This is a genomic window from Veillonella parvula DSM 2008, assembly GCF_000024945.1.
Lineage (GTDB): Bacteria > Bacillota > Negativicutes > Veillonellales > Veillonellaceae > Veillonella > Veillonella parvula.
Genome location: NC_013520.1, coordinates 2,081,175 through 2,101,549 on the forward strand (window position 1 = coordinate 2,081,175; position 20,375 = coordinate 2,101,549).

Sequence of the window (20,375 nt, forward strand, 5' to 3'; positions counted from 1 at the left end):
AAGACTATTACCTCATCACCTCTGTTTTACCTTCACTTCGTTCAGGTACTTGAGGTGTGCGGACCTCATCGTCGCTTTGCTCCTCTGCTGTCTCGCACCCTTCGGCGCATACCATAAACAGTAAGTACTCTTGCAACTTGGAACAGATGCCGATATGTATGATGGTAAACATCATGTTTCAATACCGTAAACGGTAAATACTGTTGCAACCAGAGAACGTTGATATGACTACACAAGCTATCAGCGGGTTTCAATACCGTAAACGGTAAGTACTGTTGCAACTTGGTATTGCGACAATTTGAATGGAATTTTGCTCGAAAGTTTCAATACCGTAAACGGTAAGACTATTACATCATCACCTCTGTTTTACCTTCACTTCGTTCAGGTACTTGAGATGTGCAAACCTCATCGTCGCTTTTCTCCTCTGCGGTCTAGCACCCTTCGGCGCATACCGTAAACGGTAAGTACTGTTGCAACTCGTAGAAGTTCGTGAAATCTTCGGGAAAGGAGTAAAGTTTCAATACCGTAAACGGTAGGTACTGTTTCAACGAGGGGAATGGACAAGGAACGGAGAACACTTCAGACCAGTTTCAATACCGTAAACGGTAGGCTGGATCCCTTATCACCTTCGTTTTACCTTCACTTCGTTCAGGTACTTGAGATGTGCGGACCTCATCGTCGCTTTGCGCCTCTGCTGTCTCGCACCCTTCGGCGCATACCGTAAACGGTAAGTGCTGTTGCAACAGCGTGCCTCAGAAAGCCAGTATTCATAGGCCTTAAAAATAGGTTTTGGCAAACCTCACACCGTAAACGGTCAGATTAGGCTCTCATTTGATCAAAAATGCCGATGAGCACAGGTAAATACTGGTGGTAAATGATTTTTCTAAGGTTACAGTAATTATAAGGTTTTCTGAATATTACGTCAATATTCTTTATCATTTTCTTTCTGTTCTATTTTATTAAAATACTGGTCTTATCTAAGTTTACCAAGCTTTAAATTAATTTTAATACCTTAGAAAAGGATTTAGTCTATCTGCAACATATAAAAAAGACCTACCCATATGACATCATACGAATAGGCCTATATACAATTAAATTCCATCATTACTTTTACTATTAATCCTCGAGATACCAAGCGAATATATACAACAATAATAATCCTACTAAAGCTGACATGTACAACACCCCCTATCCCTAATCAAATAATTCGTCTAATACAAAATCTACCGCCGCATCAACGGCTACTTCTATTACTAGATCCAATAGTTCATCCATATTTTCACCTCATTATAATCAAAACTTTTTTGATACTATACTTAAAACTGAGATTTCCTATTTTCTACTAAATCATGCTGTAGCAATTGCTTCATACTATTTCTCCTTATATTAATCCTCAAATAATTTACATACTATTAGTCCTACGGCAAAGCCTATATATGGATACATACTATCACCTACCTTTCTTAAGATATAAACCAACGATTAGTCTTCAGATTTAACTGCTTTATATACGGACACACCTAATAATACACCTGCTGCAAAACCTTCCCATGCGGCCGCGGCCGCTGCTGCTGCAAATAATGGTAACATATTAATTCCTCCTAAAGCACATACAAACAAAACAAATACTTTAACCTTTACAATTTCAAATGTCCAATTCTACGAGTCATTCATTACCTCCTAATTAATATTACTAAATTAACTATCCACAGTATAACCTCTTCAAAGATACAATTGAATTCATAAAAACTAAGGCGAACCATCATCTCTATATATCATAGTATTTTTCTCTAGGCTACAAGATAATTATAAAATGAAAAACGATAAGTCCATATTCAAAAAAACTAAGACGCAAGAAAGTGAATCTAAAGGTTTGCTCTTTTACATTAAATATGAAAGCGTACACCCGTAATTTTGTTTATTTTTGGCAAAAGGCAGATATTATCTTTATTCAGCAAATTATAATACATTTAATACATAAAAAATGACTTTAACCGAACATTACATAAAAAAACCTATCCATATGACATCATATGAATAGGCCTAATTAATATCAGATTCAATTATAACAACCAAAATTACTCCTCAACATAAACATGAACTAAACCAAAATCTACAAATAGTGCCATACAAATACCTCCTCTAATACTTTTTATCTTTAAATAATGCACAAAGGGCTAAGTCTACAGCTAATCTTACAAATGAATACACAGTATCACCTACCTTTCTTATTTATATCAACCAATGATTAGTCACCAGACTTTATTGCTTGATATACGGATACACCTACTGCAAAACCTTCCCATGCGGCCACGGCCGCTGCTGCTGCTAAAAATGGTAACATAGTAATTCCTCCTATAATAAAATCTTAAACAATATAATACAACTTCAATTACAAATCTAGACATCCAATCTTACTACGCATATTACCTCCTTGTTTTATAAAACTAAATTAACTATCTAAAGTATAAACTAATCTAATTTACCCATGAATTCATAAAAACTAGGACGAACCTTTAATCTTATACTTCAAAAGTATTTCGTATAGGCTACAAGATTATTATAAAACGAAAACTTAAGTGCCCCTATTCAAGAAAACTAAGACAAAAAAATGAATCCCAATATTCACTTTCTATGTATGTCAGTTTTTACGCCAAACCAGCCTCTATGTAATTCTTTTAAAATCTGATATAGTATTCATAAAAGATTCATTTTTAAATCTCAATTTACTAGGAGTCCTATTATGGAACATCATATTTACCTAACATTTTTAAGTACCTTAAATACAAAAGATAATCCATATAATCCTCAAAAGCTAGAAAAAACAGTTATTAATCTTACTGAGCTGGCTCCCTTTGATATCATCCGTCAAACTAATGAATCCGCTTTAAAGTATCTTTTACATAATAAAAGAAAAGAGAACTCCACTTTCAAATTAGATAAGCTGTTCTTTTTTAAATCACCAGAAATGGAGAATACGTTTAAAGAATCTACCATATCAAGCCTCAACGTATTTGAAGAGCAAATGTGTGATTATATCAATAATACCAGTATACCTATTACGTGGGGCCCAGAAATAATTAATTATATAGATTGTGGTGACATTGACTATATAGACAATCTAAAGGACAGCATCATAGATATGTCTCAAGCTATAATGGAATATTACAAAAGCAAGTCATCTGACGACAGGGTTATCTTACATGTAGACTTATCTGGTGGCCCACGAACAGCTATTATGCTGATGATTGCCATTATTAGACTAGTAGCTTTTCAAGGTATTGAAATTGGAACTATTTTATATGCCAATGTAAATGCAAATAACAATAGCATAGTTCGAGTATATGAAGGGAACTCCATCTATAATATTTATGATATGATTACAGGATTTGCTGAGTTCAACCAATTTGGTAGTGTTGATACCTTAAAAAACTATGTAAATACTTTAGATAACCCCGATGTCCAAATCAAAGAACTAATCTCTAGCATGGGAGATTTTTCAGAAGCCGTTCGTCTATCTAGTCGCGGTATGTTCCAAAGATCCATGGAGGACATTCATAAACTTTTAACAGATATCGAATCCTCTAAACAAGAAATCCCTGTAAATTATAGGGAAAACCATAAAAACTTTGAAATTGAGGCACTCAAATTAATGAGTGGCAAAATTCAAAATAACTATAAAACAGTGCTAGCTAATAAAGAAGACGATTTAGCATACATTGATTGGTGCCTAGCTAATGGTTATCTACAGCAGGCCTTAGCACTGTTCGCTGAATTTGTACCTCGTGCTATTTTAGAATCTAAAATGATTATTTTAGACGACACAATCTTCCCTACAGACTCAGACAATGAATTGAGTGCCTCTATGGAGAACTTTAATACGATTAATGAGTATACCGCCAAAACAATGGAAAGCGTAAACAATATAGCGACTAAGATTAATAATAAAATAAAAAGCGTATTACTGAAATACTTTAGTGGTGATTTTTCAAAAGAGTCTAAGCAAATTATCCAACGAACATTAAAAAACAAGAAAAATAACATTAGTACTAACATTACTAGAGAGGATACACAATACCCTAAATTTGAAGAGCAACTAATAAACGATATTAATCAAATAATCTTAAAAGAAGCAGAAAAAGAGCCACATAATTATTTGAAATACAAAACGTTTACCAATAATAATGTTAATGTGCCTAGTAAGCTACTGCGACTTATCAGTAATATAGGTATAAATACCAAATCTATTGTAGGTATAAATGAGTTCAGTAAAGATATTAGAAGATATTTTACTGCTGCACTTGTACATCAATTAAAAGAATTTAAAGATTTACCTAGCGATGTTGTAACAGTTAATGATCAATATGAAATTATACTTAACGACACTAATAAACTCTTTAAGGTAAGAGATGCATTTATTTCAATCTTCACGAACTCAAACAATGATGATATATATCGTTTTCTATTTGCTAATTTTGTATCATATCAATATCCAATAGATTTATTCCCCCATCAACTTTATGGAATAGATGGACTCACACTTAATTCAGTATTAAAAAGCAATCCAGAAAAAATAACACAAGTGGCTCGCATATTAAATCTTTATAGAACATTAAAAGGTAGTCGAAATGATACGGCACATGCACGTGAAGAAAAACGGGGCCAGTTTATTGAAAGTGAAGACATAAAAAGGGAGTTAAAACAATGTCTTAATGATATTCGTGAGGTTCGTGAATATATCTGTACGTATAATCAATAATAATTTCATAAAAACCAAAAGGCTATAGATTATTACTATCTATAGCCTCTTATATTAAATATCCTATTTTCTACTCAATTCTCTTGCCATTGCCACACATTTACGCATCTCATCTAGCAATTCTTGTGAAGTAGTATATTTACATAATGCTTCTTTATTCGCATGATTACTATCATTACGTGCCTTTTTTATCTCAAAGTATTGCTCAATAAACTTCATTGTCTTAGTTACATCCTCTAATGCTACATGCGGAATATATACACCCGAAACCTCAAATAAAGGAACCCCTTTATCATACGGTTTTCGTTGTGATAATAATAACTCAGCCGTAGTCACTGCACTATCTTTAGTATCTGGTAATTGATGCATAATAAGACTCTTATAGGCCTTATATTTTTTTTCTTCAATTAAATGATTTAATATAGCATTACATACCATATTACGCGCTAACATACTTGTTTTTTTCAACCTAAACGAAGAATTATCTGCATCACAAATAATATACTCTTTATATTCCTCTTTACTTAAAACTTCAGATATTATATTTTTACACAATGACTCTAATATATTATTAAAGTTCTCTATATTCTCTGAGCTTTCTAGAATATCTTGCAAAAACGAGATATATTCTAATAATGTATAATTATCAGCATATCTACCGTCTTGTAAATAAAGTGTAAACCCATATTGATTTAAGAGAACCTCACATTTTTCTCTAAGTTTAGTAGTGTATTCATCCACCATCAAATGAATACATTCCTTCTGCTTTTGAAAGTCTCTTTCAACAATTTGTATTTTCTTTTTTTCGTTTCTTACGAATTTAATATAATAAGTAATTACTTTATCGATACCTGGAGCTACTTTATCTTTTTTTGTATTTATCATAGCCGTCAAGTTTTGCATACGAGCGTTATTAATAGAATTGAATAAGCGCATAGGCATAGACCGTACATCTTTTTCAGAAGTTTTCTTATCATGATCGGGCATGACTACATTATAAAATGTACTAAACTCGATATTATTCCCGGCTCTATTCCATGCTTTTATAGCAGCTTGGAGCAATCTCTTTTCTTTATTCTGTTGCGTATCTTCATAATATGCATTAAACACGAGTGGGTCACACTCTATAATACCTTTATCTACTGCATATTCCGGTACATATTCACAAAATAAGGTAAGTGCTTGTTGTAAATAATCATGATCTAAACACCAGTCAATATAGGCTAGTTCATCAGAAGCATGATTGCGATGATGTTGTAAAAGTGTAGTATACGACTGCTCAATAGGTTTATGCAATAATTCAATTAATTCTTGGTCAAAGGTCTTATTGCTATCTATATTATTTGCCATACTACGTACTAAGGCTAAGCTATCATCAAGACAAGCTATAGATTTTTCAAATGCACCACGGCTTGAAATATTAATAGCTTCTGAAAAGCTGTCCATAGCTTTTAGCAATTTTTTTGTAGCGGTAGCAGTCGATTCAATATTACCTGTTCCAATATTTTCAGGTGGCTTAAAGTAAGTATTTAATTTTTTGGCACTACCAAATAGTTTAAACTCTTCAAATCCTGCAATAATATCAAAAAGCTCATAAATATCTAGTACTTTATGAACTGTAATTTCTCCTGAGTCGTTCTCGATTTCCTTATAACCAGAGTAATATACATCATCAACAACGATACCATGATAGGCGAGCAGTCTACTAATAACAAGGAGAATCATAGCTGCATTGCGTGGGCCACCAGTGATATCCATATAGAGGCGGACCTCATCTTTATCATTGGTGAAAGTATCTTTAAAATCAAGAATCTTCTTTGACATCTCAATGATGCTAGACTTAATACGACTAATATCATCTAAGTCTGTACCACATGGGACATGATCAAGAGCATCTAAAAAGGCCTGCTCATTGCGGCCCATCACTTTATAAAACTTACACATTTGATTAACAAAGATATCATAAGATGATGGGCTATTACTTTGATGTGCCATTACACCATCAGTACATAATAAATATATCTTATCAAAGGATATATCTCTTGTTTTTTCATCCTTCCATGTATGGTATAAAATATATTTCAAAGACGACTCATTCGTGGCAATACTACTACGAATAGCATCTTCCATATCTGCATTTACAATTGTCTTTATACTCGTATTAGACACCTTACTCAAAAAAGACAAAAATATATTATGAATTGCCATAGCTTTCACCAAACCTACATTAATTGATTAACTACACTTGGTCATCCGTGTATTATCAGAACCTACCCTCGAATTTTATCCTTACATTTTATATTGTATCATGTTATATTCATAATTAAGAATCATTTTGTACAGTCGGGAATGTACATATTTAAAAGGGAGTCAATAATGGCAACAACAACTAATTATCTAAATGATTTAGCTAGTATGCGCCAATTTATTCGCAGCTTAACTTTCGGAAACCATAATAGAGGTAAAGCAACAGTTCGTGGTATCAAAGAAAGTCAGCACGACGATGTGATTCGTCGCCTTGATTATTTTGATATCATACGTCACATTTACACACAAAGAATTGGTAAAACATCTATTCATCATTTGGCAAAAGATGATTTTATAGATGGCTATAATTATCTTAACAATTTATATGAATTATATGCTGCCGTTCCAGAACAAATTTATGTACAGCTCTGCATCTTATCATATATTGGAGCAAACGATGATGTAACTATTACAGATTTATATAATAATTTAAACCAAGAACCATACTTGGATCACTATATTGATTTGGTAGAAAACCTATATGAACAACGAAACAAAAAACAAGAGCCCCCTTGCATTATTGATCAACAATATATTCAACGCCAAGTAAAGACATTAGAAATTTTAGGTGCTATCACCAAAACAGAGCACACAAAAGGCTATGCATATTCAATAAAACCAACTATTATAGAGGAACTATCAAAACAGCAATTGCAAGAACTAGCAATGGCAGTATTCTTTTATACTAATATTTCTATTACTTCAGCAGCAGGTCATATCTTACTCAAGAAAATTATGTATTTGATTAATGACTTTTCTTTAAAAGACCAACAAAAGTCTATGTACTATGACTTTAATAATACATATTTTTCTTTCAAGGATAATAATCCAAATAATGTAATTGATGGAGACATTTTCTACCCTTTAGCCGATGCCTTACATCGACAAAAAAAGGTGCGTCTATCCTTTTATGAATCTGGGAAACCTAGGGAAATCGTTAGTCCATTAGCGTTACAAACCCATTATGGGGAAAATAAAAATATGCTATGTAGTATTAATAACGGACGTATCCAATGGAATCGTATCGATCGCATCAAGGCTCTTGAGGTTACAAAATATAATAGTACTAATGCTGTACCAAAAATACAAACAAGAAATAAAACATTTGATACTTGTATCATTCACTTCTTGACCTTAAAAAATTATGAGTTGGTCTACGATAAATTTATTCGTCATTTCAAAGAATTCCTAACAGTGCTCTCAAAAACAGATGAATATATAGAATTACAACTAAAAGTACCAGATACCTTACAATTATTACCACAATTACGTAGCTATTTACCTTATGTATATATTACATACACAAATAAATCCAGTATTAAGGATAAATTCTACAATAATTTATACGCCTCTTTAAATATAGATTTTGTAGAACCAGAAGGATATAAAAAGCGAAAGAAAATTAATCGATTCCTTCATCCACTTCAAAGAAAAGAATCTAATAATAACAATACTAAAAAAGACAAAGACTTAGATGGTACCTATGTATCATCTGTTTTAAACGATATCAATGCTATCACTTTTACGACACAATACCAATTGCAATTAGACTTAATTAATGGTGTTGTCCATACAAAACAAGATATAGAAGAATTAATTAACCATCGTAGGCTGCTCACGCCAGCCCCATACAAAAAAGTATTACGGAATGATGATTATGAGCAATTTCTAGCCGATGCATTAGTTGAGCCAAATGAAAATGGCGAAGAGGTTGAGTCTATCCTTCCAGATTTGCCTCTTGTTATTATCTCTGATGCTGAAAGAATGTTCTTAAAGGATCTCATTTCTGATACTCGAGCTAACTGGTTGCTTTCACCAGAGCTATGTCAAATATTATCTACTGAATTAGAAACTGCAGACACTACTTTTCCAAGAGGATCATGGACACGTGTTCCAACCATGACAGACGATACTCCGTTAACAATGCAAGTAATTATCCAGTGCTTACAAGCTATCCAAAATAACAAACGTATCATTATTCAAGATAAGGATCTATCTCCTTGTCGAATAGAATACTCTGTAGGAAGCAATGGCTATACGCTTATTGCCTATGACCATGCAACGGATACCTTTTTAGACTATCCACTACGCAATGAATCTAATATCATAAAAACGGCTGCACCACGACTAGAAGATATAGAAACTATATATGCTAACTATAGAGATGAATCAAAGCGAACCGTAACATTTACCTTGCACGATGCAAACAATGCAGTTGATCGTTGCTTTAACTATTTTAGCAACTATACAATTCAAGCTAAAGATATTAACGATGAAGAGTTTACCATTGAAGTTAGCTATCTTCCCTTCCAGGAAATAGATATCTTACGACATTTATTAAAACTAGGCTGTGCAGTCCGAATTACAGATGATGGTCCGTTAAAAAAGCAACTAGAAACAATTTATAAAATAGCACTCATTCATGCCCCTAGTATCTAATATTTATAAAATTATACGATTAAAAGGATACCTTTATATACAATAGAGGTATCCTTTTAATAAACTAAAGGACCTAGTCACATATCTCTATGCACTAGGTCCTTTAACTTTTTTGTATCCAAATCAAAATCTACACCAATTATACAATAATACTATGTACTAAAACTTAACGAATCAAAAAAACGAGGTCACTTACTACGCTCTGTTTAAGATAGTATGAAACCTAACATATGATTAACTACCCTATACAATTTAACAAAATAATTACTTTTCTAATCCAATTCTATACTTACTCAAAATATCACCACCTTACAAACTTTAACCGATCAACATACATAAATAAAATTACTCTTCAAGTGCATCAAGCACCGCTACTAACACTGCTACTGCAGAATCCACTGCTAAAGGCGACATAACATCCCTCCTATCATTACAACTAAATATACTATTATTAAAATAATCCATTCCAATTAATGTTCATATACTACCTCCTATACCTAACGCTATACATATTTTCTACAATCCCCAACAAGCTACAAATAATCTGATGCAAAACTAGGATCCCCTAAACATATTAAGATTATCACCGCTCATCGGCTACGTCTTTAGTATAAGATGAAAGCTAATATAACCAAATTCAAAAAAACTAAGACATAAAAAAAACGAGTGAATTCAAAAGATTCACTCGTTTTCTATTAGATATAAAAATATAGTGCAACCCCTTATCACCTTTATTTACACCTTCAATCTGTATAAATAACTGCAATATAGAGGATTTCATCGTTGCGCTGTGCCCGCTTCTACCTCACCATCTGTAGTACACATATCGTAACGATAAATACTATTGCAACCGCACTTAATGAAGCAAGAAGTTACCTTGAACGAAATGTCGTTTCAATACTGTAAACAGTAAGTACTATTGCAACGGTCCGACTGCGAGCGGTCAGAAATCAATTTTAGGGGTTTCAATACCGTAAACGGTAAGCACTGTTGCAACAAAAACTAATTGATGCGTGAAGCTGGCTCAACTCCGATAAGTTTCAATACCGTAAACGGTAAGTACTATTGCAACGAGAATTATTATGTGTGTTATCGCAGTTTATGAAGCGTTTCAATACCGTAAACGGTAAGCACTGTTGCAACTCTGCAGCATTTGGCCATAAAAATAAAGCTATTGGTTTACAGTTTCAATACCGTAAACGGTAAGTACTGTTGCAACTTGATGATGAAGGCGAATTCCATGAAGAAGGTGAAGAGTTTCAATACCGTAAACGGTAAGCACTGTTGCAACTTGTATGTTACGATTATTTATTATAATGTTTATAAAGGAGGTTTCAATACCGTAAACGGTAAGCACTGTTGCAACTAGCCAGCTTGATAATATTAATAATATTGATCTTATTGGTTTCAATACCGTAAACGGTAAGCACTGTTGCAACTTAACATTTGATAATATTGTGCACCGCCATCAATACAAGTTTCAATACCGTAAACGGTAAGCACTGTTGCAACCCTGTAAGTCACTATCATAAAGCACTAGGCGAATGGGTGTTTCAATACCGTAAACGGTAAGCACTGTTGCAACCACGACTTTAATAATTATAGTCGTGACTAATTTATAGAGTTTCAATACCGTAAACGGTAAGCACTGTTGCAACTTTGATGTTCTGATTTAGTAATAATATTCATATAATGTTTCAATACCGTAAACGGTAAGCACTGTTGCAACCACGACTTTAATAATTATAGTCGTGACTAATTTATAGAGTTTCAATACCGTAAACGGTAAGCACTGTTGCAACTTTGATGTTCTGATTTAGTAATAATATTCATATAATGTTTCAATACCGTAAACGGTAAGCACTGTTGCAACAGCGTGTCTTAGAAAGCCAGTATTCATGTGGCTTAAAAATAGGTTTTGGCAAACCTCACACCGTAAACGGTCAAATTGTGCTCCCATTGCATCTAAAATGTCGATGAGCATAGATAAATACTAGTGGTAAATGATTTTTCTAAGATTACAGTTATTATAAGGGTTTATAGATTTTACGTCAACAATTAAGTTCATTTTCTTTTCATTTGAGTTTAAAGAAAAATATAATCAATCATCTACCCTTATTACCCTTAGTCTAAGACCATACCATAATATCCATGTCAATTCTTCTCATTTAATACCATATTTAGACAATTAAAATACTATCTACTATACCCAGATAAACAAGTAAAACTGTACAAAAAACTCTATCTATAAATTCAGATAAAGCCAATAATATATGAATATTAACTTTTTAACATTCATATATTTCTAGTGGAAACTATTCTATAATTTCACACTTCACACCACCCATACCAAGTGCCGTTTTAATACCAAGTCCAGTAAATTGACTATAGTAACCCAACAGTGCCAAAATCCTTTGCAATTCTATATTTCTTTTAAATTGCATAACAATTTGACCTCGGAATCCTCTTATATTTATGCCTTCAAGACTATAAATTCCCATACGTAGATTATAGTCTCGTATAAATACCCCCTTTTTAAGAGTATCTAAAAGGGAATCAGCATCCATCATTCCAAAAGTACTAAAGTGATTCCATTGACGCAATAAATAGCGGTATATACGAAATGCTTCGGGGAAGATTGTATATTGCCGATCTACTTTAAAACTTGTGGTACTCATGCACTGTAACTTAGTCTGAGAGTAGAATGCATCACTACTCCAGAACTTATGTATCAAAGCCTCATAGGAGGTTTCTTCCAAAATAGTTCTATCTTTAATATATAAATAACCTCGCTTTTGCTATAAGAAGATTTTCTCAGGCATTTCTAACGCAGGTCTTACTATACGATTAACTGCATCAGCTGTTACGGCTGAAAGACGCCATATATATTGTTTTTTATGTTTATCAAAGTAAATATATTGGCTATAAGGACGTAAACCAGTCTCATGTAATTGGCCTGCATACTCTGTTCCCACAAGCTCCATTAGTACACCATGTAAAACACTACCTATGGACTGTACAATTTTGATAGATAGATCTGCAACTATAACCAACTCTATAGACATAATCTCTACATTATCAGACAATAAAATCCCTCCTTTCTATCTTACGCATATCTGAATATATAACACTCACAATCTATCGATTTCATTATATATTCATTTCTAATTAAAACCAATAGAAAAGACATCCGATTTATACAAAAAAGCCAGTATATTCACTAAAAAGAAGATACTGGCTATATTTTTGTACTTATATAAGTTTTTGATATAAGAACCGGCCCCGTAAGGGGATTATTTAATTTAACATTAGACATGAATTACTGCATATCATTAATGATGATTTCCATATGTTTCCGTCCCCAAATGAGGATTATTTAATTTAACACATGACGGATAAAGAATATAGAGAATTAGCCAAAGAGTACCTAGTCTCCGTCCCCTAATGAGGATCATTTTATTTAATATTAGTGCAACAAAAGAAGCTATTGCTATAGGTCATATAGCTTGGTTTCCGTCTCCATCAGGGGATTATTTAATTTAACAAGCATTGAATATCTATGATTTCACAGTGCAAACTCAATTAGTACGGTTTCCGTCCCCTAATGGGGATCATTTAATTTAACATTCGTGAAATGACGGGTGCAGATGAAGAAAGTTTACAAGTGAGTTTCCGTCCCCTAATGGGGATCATTTAATTTAACCCTGTCTTTGAAACAACAGGTATTTACTGGTTCTAAAATGCCAAAAACGGCGGAGATTGTAAATCTACCCCAAAAGGCACTTTAGCGAGCTAAAATAATGCCGTTTAACCGCGCCACTATCACAACGGCGCAGATTTAGTTTTCCAAAGATTAAATCTAGGTCTATTATAGCACATCACTAGCATTAGTGAAAAACATATGAAAATAGAGCCACCTTATATAAGGTAGCTCTATTGAGATGCCATATGTAACTTATTTTCAATAGTTCATCTGCTCCAGCAGTTTCTTCTTTTTCTTATACGCCTATCCTCCTTTCCCAGATTTCTCTCCACCCTCCTACTTGTACTTTCACCGTCCAACGAATTATCTCGTTAGGTCTCTCCAGGCGATAAATAGTTCGGCCACGACTTGAGGGTTTTGGCTGAGTTTGATGCGGGCTAGCATTTTACGCACGTAGTTGCAGTGTTCTAGCATCGCTTCATTCAGTTTGTGTTTGACATGACGCGGGGATTGGTACACCAAGATCGGTGCAAAGTCCGCCACATGAATATAGCTCGTATCCGGTTCCGGACCTTCCGTAACGATATATTCATAGGGTATAGCCACGTTAAAGAGGCCGTACACCACGTCCTTGCCGATAGGGCGGCGACATTTAATATGAGCAAAGGTTAAATGCGGACCATAGGTTTTAGGCGCGGTATAGCTGCTGCGTCGACCATCGCTGGTCATGATGTAATTGGGTCTCAGCCCTTCCTGCATCGCCAGCTCTCGCGTAATCGTTCGCATCGGCAGATGGACCATTTCTTCGCGTCCATCCACAAAATAACACTTCGTACTGTCCCCACCACTAGGTTGATAGGTAGGAATAAAACAAACAATGTGATTCTTTGGATTCGTGTAGATCAAATCCAAATCTTCTCCTTTAGATAGCCGAGCGGCCATCAAATCTGTTAGTTTATCATCTATTGCCATGGAATCCTCTCCAATCTAATCAGGAACATTCCTTTCAACAATACAATGAACACGTGTTCTGTGAAAGCAGATTAGCATGCTTTAATCTGCTGCTGACTTAATTGTATATCAGCCTGTATAATTTGTAAATATATATACAAAACTATAGAAATTTATGTATATTTAAAGACTTTATGATCTTGTAAAAGTTAAATATACCTTGATGTGTCATTATTTTCTCATTTAAATTGAGAATTGCATATTTTATGTATATTTGTTAATCGAGATTAAAAGAAATATGCAATATATAGGATATAAATAAGAAATTAAATTATAATAACTAATGCACACGTAAGACTTCAAAGTCCGTACTCAAATATCTACGCAGCTTTCGAATAGCTCGTTCGTGGCGCCGTTGGATGGCTTGGCGGCTGCAGTTCAACTCTTCACTAACCGATACCAAGCTTTGACACTCACCATAGACACGGCGCAGCAGGTCCCGTTGATCAGGAGATAGTCTGCCTAAAGCCCATACGAGGCGGGCTCGCAGCCTATGCTCTTCGTCGGCACTCATTACCATATCCGCCACATTCTCGCCAGATGCGAAGATATCCATACCAAAGGCGACTTCTCCATCATCGGTGGTGCGATCTGGGATGTGAATTTCACGGCGATAACGCAATCGCTCCCGCTTCCAGTACCTCATGTAACCGTACATGATGCCAGCTTTCACAAAGCCTGGAAACGGTACGGGCCCTTCCAAATCAAAGCTATAAATCGATTCTATGAGGATGGCCCAAAGATAGCTCTCTACGTCCTCGCGGAACTCACGGTTTCCCATGCGATTAGTATAGTGCAAGATGAGCGGTCGATACCTGCGACAGAGCTCGATTTGTGCCGCATCATGACGAAGCTCATCAACGGACCACGGCTGATACCCTACCGTCTGAATCCTCATATTTGGCTTTTGACAAATGGACACGAGACTCTTGTCCGACAAGGACGATAAGACTTGATGACCATAGACGAGGGTCTGTAATTTCAGTTTCTCTGGAATACTTCGGCTAGACTCATCAGCTTTCGATAATAAAGAATGAGATGGTAATGCCTGTGTTTCTAATTTTTCTGACTGATAGTTGTCATGTTGTAAGTTTGCAGTTTTAATACATGTTCTTTGTACTAAAGGTTCTTCGTTTGTGTATAACATAAATCCCCTTTCCTGCCATGGCATAGCGCTTATGTACACAATACCGCGGAAAGAGTGTTTTGACAAATCCGCAATTCCTTGGAATTTCACTATATTTTGTTATATTTGAGTCTTTATTTCTATCCAAAGTACAACATAAGTATGCGATTAAAAGGGTAATTGCTGAAAATATATAATTACTAAAAATGACACCACATATGTAATGTGGTGTCATTTTTTAGAGGAAATATATACTATCATTGGGTAATAGTATTCAATCTTTAAGTAATAGTATTCAATCTGAAATTGTCTGATTAAATCGCAATACACGCGGCTTGAACAAAGTCGTTTAGCTGCGGTTTTACATGATTATAATATACATCAGCACCATAGCCGCGCACGATGTCGCCCCAGTATTTATATACATAGCGGTACCAGAAATGGAACATACTGTTCGTGAAATGGTAATCCGCGTACTTCGCGTTCCCACGACTACTTGCCTGAATGCGACCTACGAGCCCCATGGACATAAGATCGTTCAAACGAGATGTGAACGTGCCACTTTTAATTTGGCTTTCTTGTAAAAGCTCCACATAGTACGGTCTTTCCAAGCTAGCAAGACCCGTTAAAATGGCATTGGCACCCGTTATATTTTTCATATCTCGATGCAAGATATACTGTGTTTCTTCAAAGAGAGCTCCCGTTACTGAGAAGAACAAGTTAATAATATTCGTATCGATGCTTTCACCATTATCAAAGTATTGCACATAGGCAGGTAACCCACCTGTTACGGCAAAGACGGTGCGCAAATCGTCCTTTGCATAGTGAAGGCCCAAGGATTTCATATCCACCAAGGAAAATGGTTTCACCTCAAGATATTCGGACACGAAAGGTCCGATAAGGCTGCGATTGCCAATGATGCGACCATCGAGCTGTTCCATGCCATTCGCCATCAAAATGATGTTCAAACGACTCGTATCTTTATAAGTATCTAATAAATCGCGCAAGTGAATGGGAAACTGAGGAACTGCTTCCACTAAAGATGGATAATCATCAATCACCACAGTTTGAGGTGTTTTCACACTGCTTTCAAAAAGCCTTACAAAGGCCTGCTGCAAACTCTCTACAGGCTCGAATGTATCTTGAGCATCAGCAGGAACAAAACGTGCCTCAAGAGCTCTATTTATATCAGCCACATGGACTGATTCATTAGCCATGCGCCCCGCCAAGTATACCGCCTTATGACGGCGTACAAGCTGCGAAGCCACATAGGATTTACCACTGCGATGAGGGCCATATACAACACATAAACTCATTCGGCCCAATGCAATACGGGACTGGATACTCTCTATAATCTCAGCACGTCCCACAAAATTCATATACTCACCTCCAACTATTTACGGAAATTATTATATCATAATTTTAAATCATTATTAAACTTTTTTTCATATAGTTAACATAGCTTTTTATTATGTTAATTTTTTTACCCATCAAATCAGAGCTTTCATGTGATACGTATTTCCTTACTATCATAAAAGGCCTTATGATTACGTTATTCCCAGATATGTTTGATATCAACATATCCTATAAGGCATGGTTATATAAGTTATACATTATAAGATATACATATTAAACTATATATTTTATATTTTAATCTATATATATTAAAAATGACGTGCTTACCAAAAGGTATAGCACGTCATTTGCATATAAAGTATATTAAATTGTTACTGAATGTTCTTATACTAAACTTCTTAATAGTAAATATCTAATTCGTAAATTTCTGATTACAAAATCTAATATTCCTAAATATCTTATGGATCAATTTGCGTTTGCATTTTCATCAATAAGATGCGCTTAACCGATTCGTTGAGGCGTTCATTCGAAATCGTTCCATCCGCCACCGCCTGGGTCAGCGCACGATAGACTTCATCGATATGAATCGTATCCGCATCAACAAGGATGAGATCACTGCCCGCCAAGATAGAGGCCACAGCGTAATCGCCTATCTTTTGATTGGATTGCAACGCACCCACATCGATACGGTCTGTCATAACGATACCTTTATAGCCAAGCTCCTTGCGAAGCCAACCGTCAATAATCGGCTTAGAGGAGCTCGCCAAGTGTTCGTTATCGATAGCAGGAATCTGGATGTGACTCATCACAAGCATATAGCTATTCGCCGTCGTCTGCGCAATGAGACGTTTAAAGACGGCTACATCATTATTGCTGAGATACGCTTTCGCCTCATTAGCAGATCCAAAGGACGCATCCCCTAAGGTCACCGCCGGAAAGTAGTTATAAGCGAACCACATATGATTAATTTGGTAACGCTCCACCATGGCAAGGTTTATATGGCCTGCCCACGTGGGATCGGATGTATAAGACATATTAGGTACACCAAGATTAGCATTAGGCCCAATAACTAGGTTAAAACCCATATCCCGCATTTCAATAGCAGATCGCGTGGCCAAGTTGATGATACGATCCATAGGCAATTGCCCCCACCGATTGGGCTTCGGCAACCGCAAGAAACTTTCATTCCCATGCAATATGCGATCACGATGTACCCCGATATAGGGTGTCACCATGCTAGAGGTTATCGCCGTTTGCATAATATCGCTGGTGAAAGTTTTCACTTGGTTCTTATTAATAAGATTTTCATTCGTTAGCATAACGCCACTGACACGGTATTTTCGGATCACATCCTTTTGGGATTGTCCTATCGTACTGCCATGAAGGCTGATCATCATCAGCTGCCCCACCTTATCCTCTTGAGACATGGCCGCAATCCAAGTGTCCACCTTTTCAGACACCGGCTTGTTGGACTCCATGACGGCACGGTACGATACGGTTCGTACCGTTTCTTGTTCTGCCTGACTCTCATGTTGGCATCCAGTTGTACCAACGACAGCAACTAATAAGGCAAGGCCACTCAGGACCCGCCGAAAAAACTGGTTCATCTCTCCTAAAAGCTCCTTAATGCTTACGCAATATTATGAATATTATGGGCTTTCTATGTTGCTCTCCCAATGCAACACCCATAAGTCCCCTCTTGATCCGTACAGTATATTTTTATATTATACACTAAATGATTCATCTTTTCCTCATAATAAAATAATTTTTTTATACTGGATTATTATAATAAAGTTATACAGTAAAAATATGTGAATTTTGAATAATTATATAAAAAAATCCTACGAATCGTTTAAAAAGTGACCGCACTGTAACAAAAGGCTACGTGAGTATCAAGTCACTCATGACCCGTAGGATTTTCTATTTTATGTTGTTATACCCTAAATAGCTAACGCTACTATGAGTATATAAACATTTGATTACTTTATAACAGCCTGCTGTTTGAGTAATCGACTATTATTAACCTTTAAATTTTTCTTTGTTTACTGGCATGTCGTCAACACCAACTTGCACCATATTTAAGCAATCGGCTATCATTAGCCTTTAAATTTAGGGGATGTTGGACATGTTTCAGGTGTTACGTCTTTACGAGTACCAAGAACCGCGCTGCGGTCTGTGTAGTGTGTATGTAAAAGTTCGTGTGCCTTGTGACCCAATGGTTCGCCTAAGAAATCTTTGTACAATGTTTGGATTTCTTCATTTTCATAGGACGCAACCCATTTATAATTTTCGTCAGCTTCGTAAAGACCGCCGATACGAGCTTCCTTAGTTTTAACTGCTTGTGGCAATTTAGTGCGCGGTTGACCACCGCCACCAATACAGCCACCTGGGCACGCCATAACTTCGATGAAGTCGTAGTGTTTACCGCTGTCTTTCAATGCATTCAAGAAGTCACGTGTGTTTTTACCACCGTGAACAACGGCAACCGACAATGTTACATCATCACCCAATTGAACAGTCGCCTCTTTTACGCCTTCCATACCGCGAACGTCCTCGAGGTGAGTCAACGCATATGGAGGTGGCTCTTTATCAGTGATAAGCTTGTAAGCCGTACGCATCGCCGCTTCCATAACACCGCCAGTGTTACCGAAGATGATAGAGGCCCCAGTTTCCATACCGATTAAATCATCAAATTTAGAATCTTCAATGGCATTGAAGTCGAGGTTTTCCTCTTGGATCCAACGGATGAACTCACGAGTTGTGATGGAAATATCTGTATCCATGCCAAGGGAGTCGTCATTGTGGTAACGAGCCGCCGCATTTTCTTCTTCCCGTTTTGTTTCTGCTTTTTTAGCCGTACAAGGGTTTACAGATACGGATACGATATTACGAGGATCGATGTCTTTTTTCTCTGCAAAGTACGTTTTAATCATGGCCGCTTCCATAGCGATACAAGAACGTGTAGAAGACAAGTTAGGAATCAATTCAGGGAAATAGATTTCCGCAAAGCGTACCCACGCTGGGCAACAGCTTGTAAACTGAGGAATTTGTCCGCCATTTTTAAGGCGTTCTACAAGCTCGGATGCTTCCTCCATAATGGTTAAGTCCGCACCAAAGTTAGTATCTACTACATAGTCTGCACCAAGTGCACGCAAGGCACCGACCATTTTACCTTCCAAGAATGTACCCGGTTCATAACCAAAGCCTTCACCAATTGCTACACGAACAGCCGGAGCCGTTTGGATTACGACGATTTTTTCAGGATCTGCAAGGGCTGCTTTTACCTTTTCAAGCTCGGATTTAGCATGCATAGAGTCGAATGGGCATGCTGCCGCACATTGACCGCAATGGATGCATACAGGCACATCGCCGTTTGCATCAAGGTCGTAGTAATCAAGTACGCTCATTACATCCGCACAAGCGCGACGGCATAACGTACAGTTTTTACACTTGGAAATGTCGTGATAAATGGATGGATTGTCTAGTGCAATCGGCACGCGTTTATCGATAAATTCGTATTGAGACATGAGGACCTCCTCTAACAAACTATAACTACCAAACCTATTGGGGCGAAATATGCCAAACTACGGAGCACTGCACCCAAGCCATACTTCTGCATCTTACCTATAGTATACGCTATAGTGAAAGTTTATACTATGTAGAATTGTTACACT

Annotated in this window: 11 protein-coding genes; 2 read left to right on the forward strand and 9 right to left on the reverse strand. The window is 36.0% G+C overall.

The window, feature by feature from the left end; genetic code table 11:
• Positions 1 to 7 precede the first annotated feature (7 nt).
• Positions 8 to 172 carry a hypothetical protein gene (locus VPAR_RS09670; protein WP_169302147.1) on the reverse strand — a complete coding sequence of 55 codons (165 nt, stop codon included), beginning with the start codon at positions 170 to 172 and terminating at the stop codon, positions 8 to 10.
• A 2,571-nt stretch (positions 173 to 2,743) separates the two neighbouring features.
• On the opposite strand from VPAR_RS09670, the gene VPAR_RS09290 reads away from it, so the two are divergent.
• Positions 2,744 to 4,759 carry a TM1812 family CRISPR-associated protein gene (locus VPAR_RS09290; protein ID WP_012865018.1) on the forward strand — a complete coding sequence of 672 codons (2,016 nt, stop codon included), beginning with the start codon at positions 2,744 to 2,746 and terminating at the stop codon, positions 4,757 to 4,759.
• 63 nt (positions 4,760 to 4,822) lie between these two features.
• Here the strand turns inward: VPAR_RS09290 and VPAR_RS09295 are convergent, their stop codons facing one another.
• Positions 4,823 to 6,967 (reverse strand): TM1812 family CRISPR-associated protein, encoded by a 2,145-nt coding sequence (locus tag VPAR_RS09295; protein ID WP_012865019.1) that lies wholly within the window; start codon positions 6,965 to 6,967, stop codon positions 4,823 to 4,825.
• A 168-nt stretch (positions 6,968 to 7,135) separates the two neighbouring features.
• Here VPAR_RS09295 and VPAR_RS09300 point away from each other — a divergent pair, with 168 nt between their 5' ends.
• Entirely contained in the window at positions 7,136 to 9,505 is a 2,370-nt protein-coding gene (locus tag VPAR_RS09300) for a hypothetical protein (RefSeq protein WP_012865020.1), read from the forward strand.
• A 2,315-nt stretch (positions 9,506 to 11,820) separates the two neighbouring features.
• Here the strand turns inward: VPAR_RS09300 and cas6 are convergent.
• The 7 genes from cas6 to VPAR_RS09330 all read right to left on the reverse strand — a co-directional run bounded on the left by cas6 (position 11,821) and on the right by VPAR_RS09330 (position 20,228).
• Positions 11,821 to 12,183, reverse strand: a complete 363-nt coding sequence (gene cas6, locus VPAR_RS09730; protein ID WP_231968130.1) for a CRISPR system precrRNA processing endoribonuclease RAMP protein Cas6 — start codon at positions 12,181 to 12,183, stop codon at positions 11,821 to 11,823.
• A 120-nt stretch (positions 12,184 to 12,303) separates the two neighbouring features.
• A complete protein-coding gene (locus tag VPAR_RS09735) occupies positions 12,304 to 12,591 on the reverse strand; it encodes a hypothetical protein (RefSeq protein ID WP_231968131.1) in 288 nt (95 codons plus the stop codon).
• Positions 12,592 to 13,571: 980 nt separating this feature from the next.
• Entirely contained in the window at positions 13,572 to 14,180 is a 609-nt protein-coding gene (locus VPAR_RS09310) for a hypothetical protein (RefSeq protein WP_004694448.1), read from the reverse strand.
• Positions 14,181 to 14,499: 319 nt separating this feature from the next.
• Positions 14,500 to 15,366 carry a sigma-70 family RNA polymerase sigma factor gene (locus VPAR_RS09315; RefSeq protein ID WP_012865021.1) on the reverse strand — a complete coding sequence of 289 codons (867 nt, stop codon included), beginning with the start codon at positions 15,364 to 15,366 and terminating at the stop codon, positions 14,500 to 14,502.
• Between the two features lie 293 nt (positions 15,367 to 15,659).
• A complete protein-coding gene (locus tag VPAR_RS09320) occupies positions 15,660 to 16,724 on the reverse strand; it encodes an ATP-binding protein (RefSeq protein ID WP_012865022.1) in 1,065 nt (354 codons plus the stop codon).
• 435 nt (positions 16,725 to 17,159) lie between these two features.
• A complete protein-coding gene (locus VPAR_RS09325; protein WP_012865023.1) occupies positions 17,160 to 18,308 on the reverse strand; it encodes a glycoside hydrolase family 3 N-terminal domain-containing protein in 1,149 nt (382 codons plus the stop codon).
• 489 nt (positions 18,309 to 18,797) lie between these two features.
• Positions 18,798 to 20,228: a [FeFe] hydrogenase, group A gene (locus VPAR_RS09330; protein WP_012865024.1), complete on the reverse strand. Its 1,431-nt coding sequence runs from the start codon at positions 20,226 to 20,228 to the stop codon at positions 18,798 to 18,800.
• Positions 20,229 to 20,375: the final 147 nt, after the last annotated feature.

What these genes read in the sequence shown, in the direction of transcription:
- VPAR_RS09670 (WP_169302147.1), bottom strand. Translation starts at nt 172, where the DNA reads ATGTTTACCATCATACATATCGGCATCTGTTCCAAGTTGCAAGAGTAC.
- VPAR_RS09290 (WP_012865018.1), top strand. Translation starts at nt 2,744, where the DNA reads ATGGAACATCATATTTACCTAACATTTTTAAGTACCTTAAATACAAAA.
- VPAR_RS09295 (WP_012865019.1), bottom strand. Translation starts at nt 6,967, where the DNA reads ATGGCAATTCATAATATATTTTTGTCTTTTTTGAGTAAGGTGTCTAAT.
- VPAR_RS09300 (WP_012865020.1), top strand. Translation starts at nt 7,136, where the DNA reads ATGGCAACAACAACTAATTATCTAAATGATTTAGCTAGTATGCGCCAA.
- cas6 (WP_231968130.1), bottom strand. Translation starts at nt 12,183, where the DNA reads ATGAGTACCACAAGTTTTAAAGTAGATCGGCAATATACAATCTTCCCC.
- VPAR_RS09310 (WP_004694448.1), bottom strand. Translation starts at nt 14,180, where the DNA reads ATGGCAATAGATGATAAACTAACAGATTTGATGGCCGCTCGGCTATCT.
- VPAR_RS09315 (WP_012865021.1), bottom strand. Translation starts at nt 15,366, where the DNA reads ATGTTATACACAAACGAAGAACCTTTAGTACAAAGAACATGTATTAAA.
- VPAR_RS09320 (WP_012865022.1), bottom strand. Translation starts at nt 16,724, where the DNA reads ATGAATTTTGTGGGACGTGCTGAGATTATAGAGAGTATCCAGTCCCGT.
- VPAR_RS09325 (WP_012865023.1), bottom strand. Translation starts at nt 18,308, where the DNA reads ATGAACCAGTTTTTTCGGCGGGTCCTGAGTGGCCTTGCCTTATTAGTT.
- VPAR_RS09330 (WP_012865024.1), bottom strand. Translation starts at nt 20,228, where the DNA reads ATGTCTCAATACGAATTTATCGATAAACGCGTGCCGATTGCACTAGAC.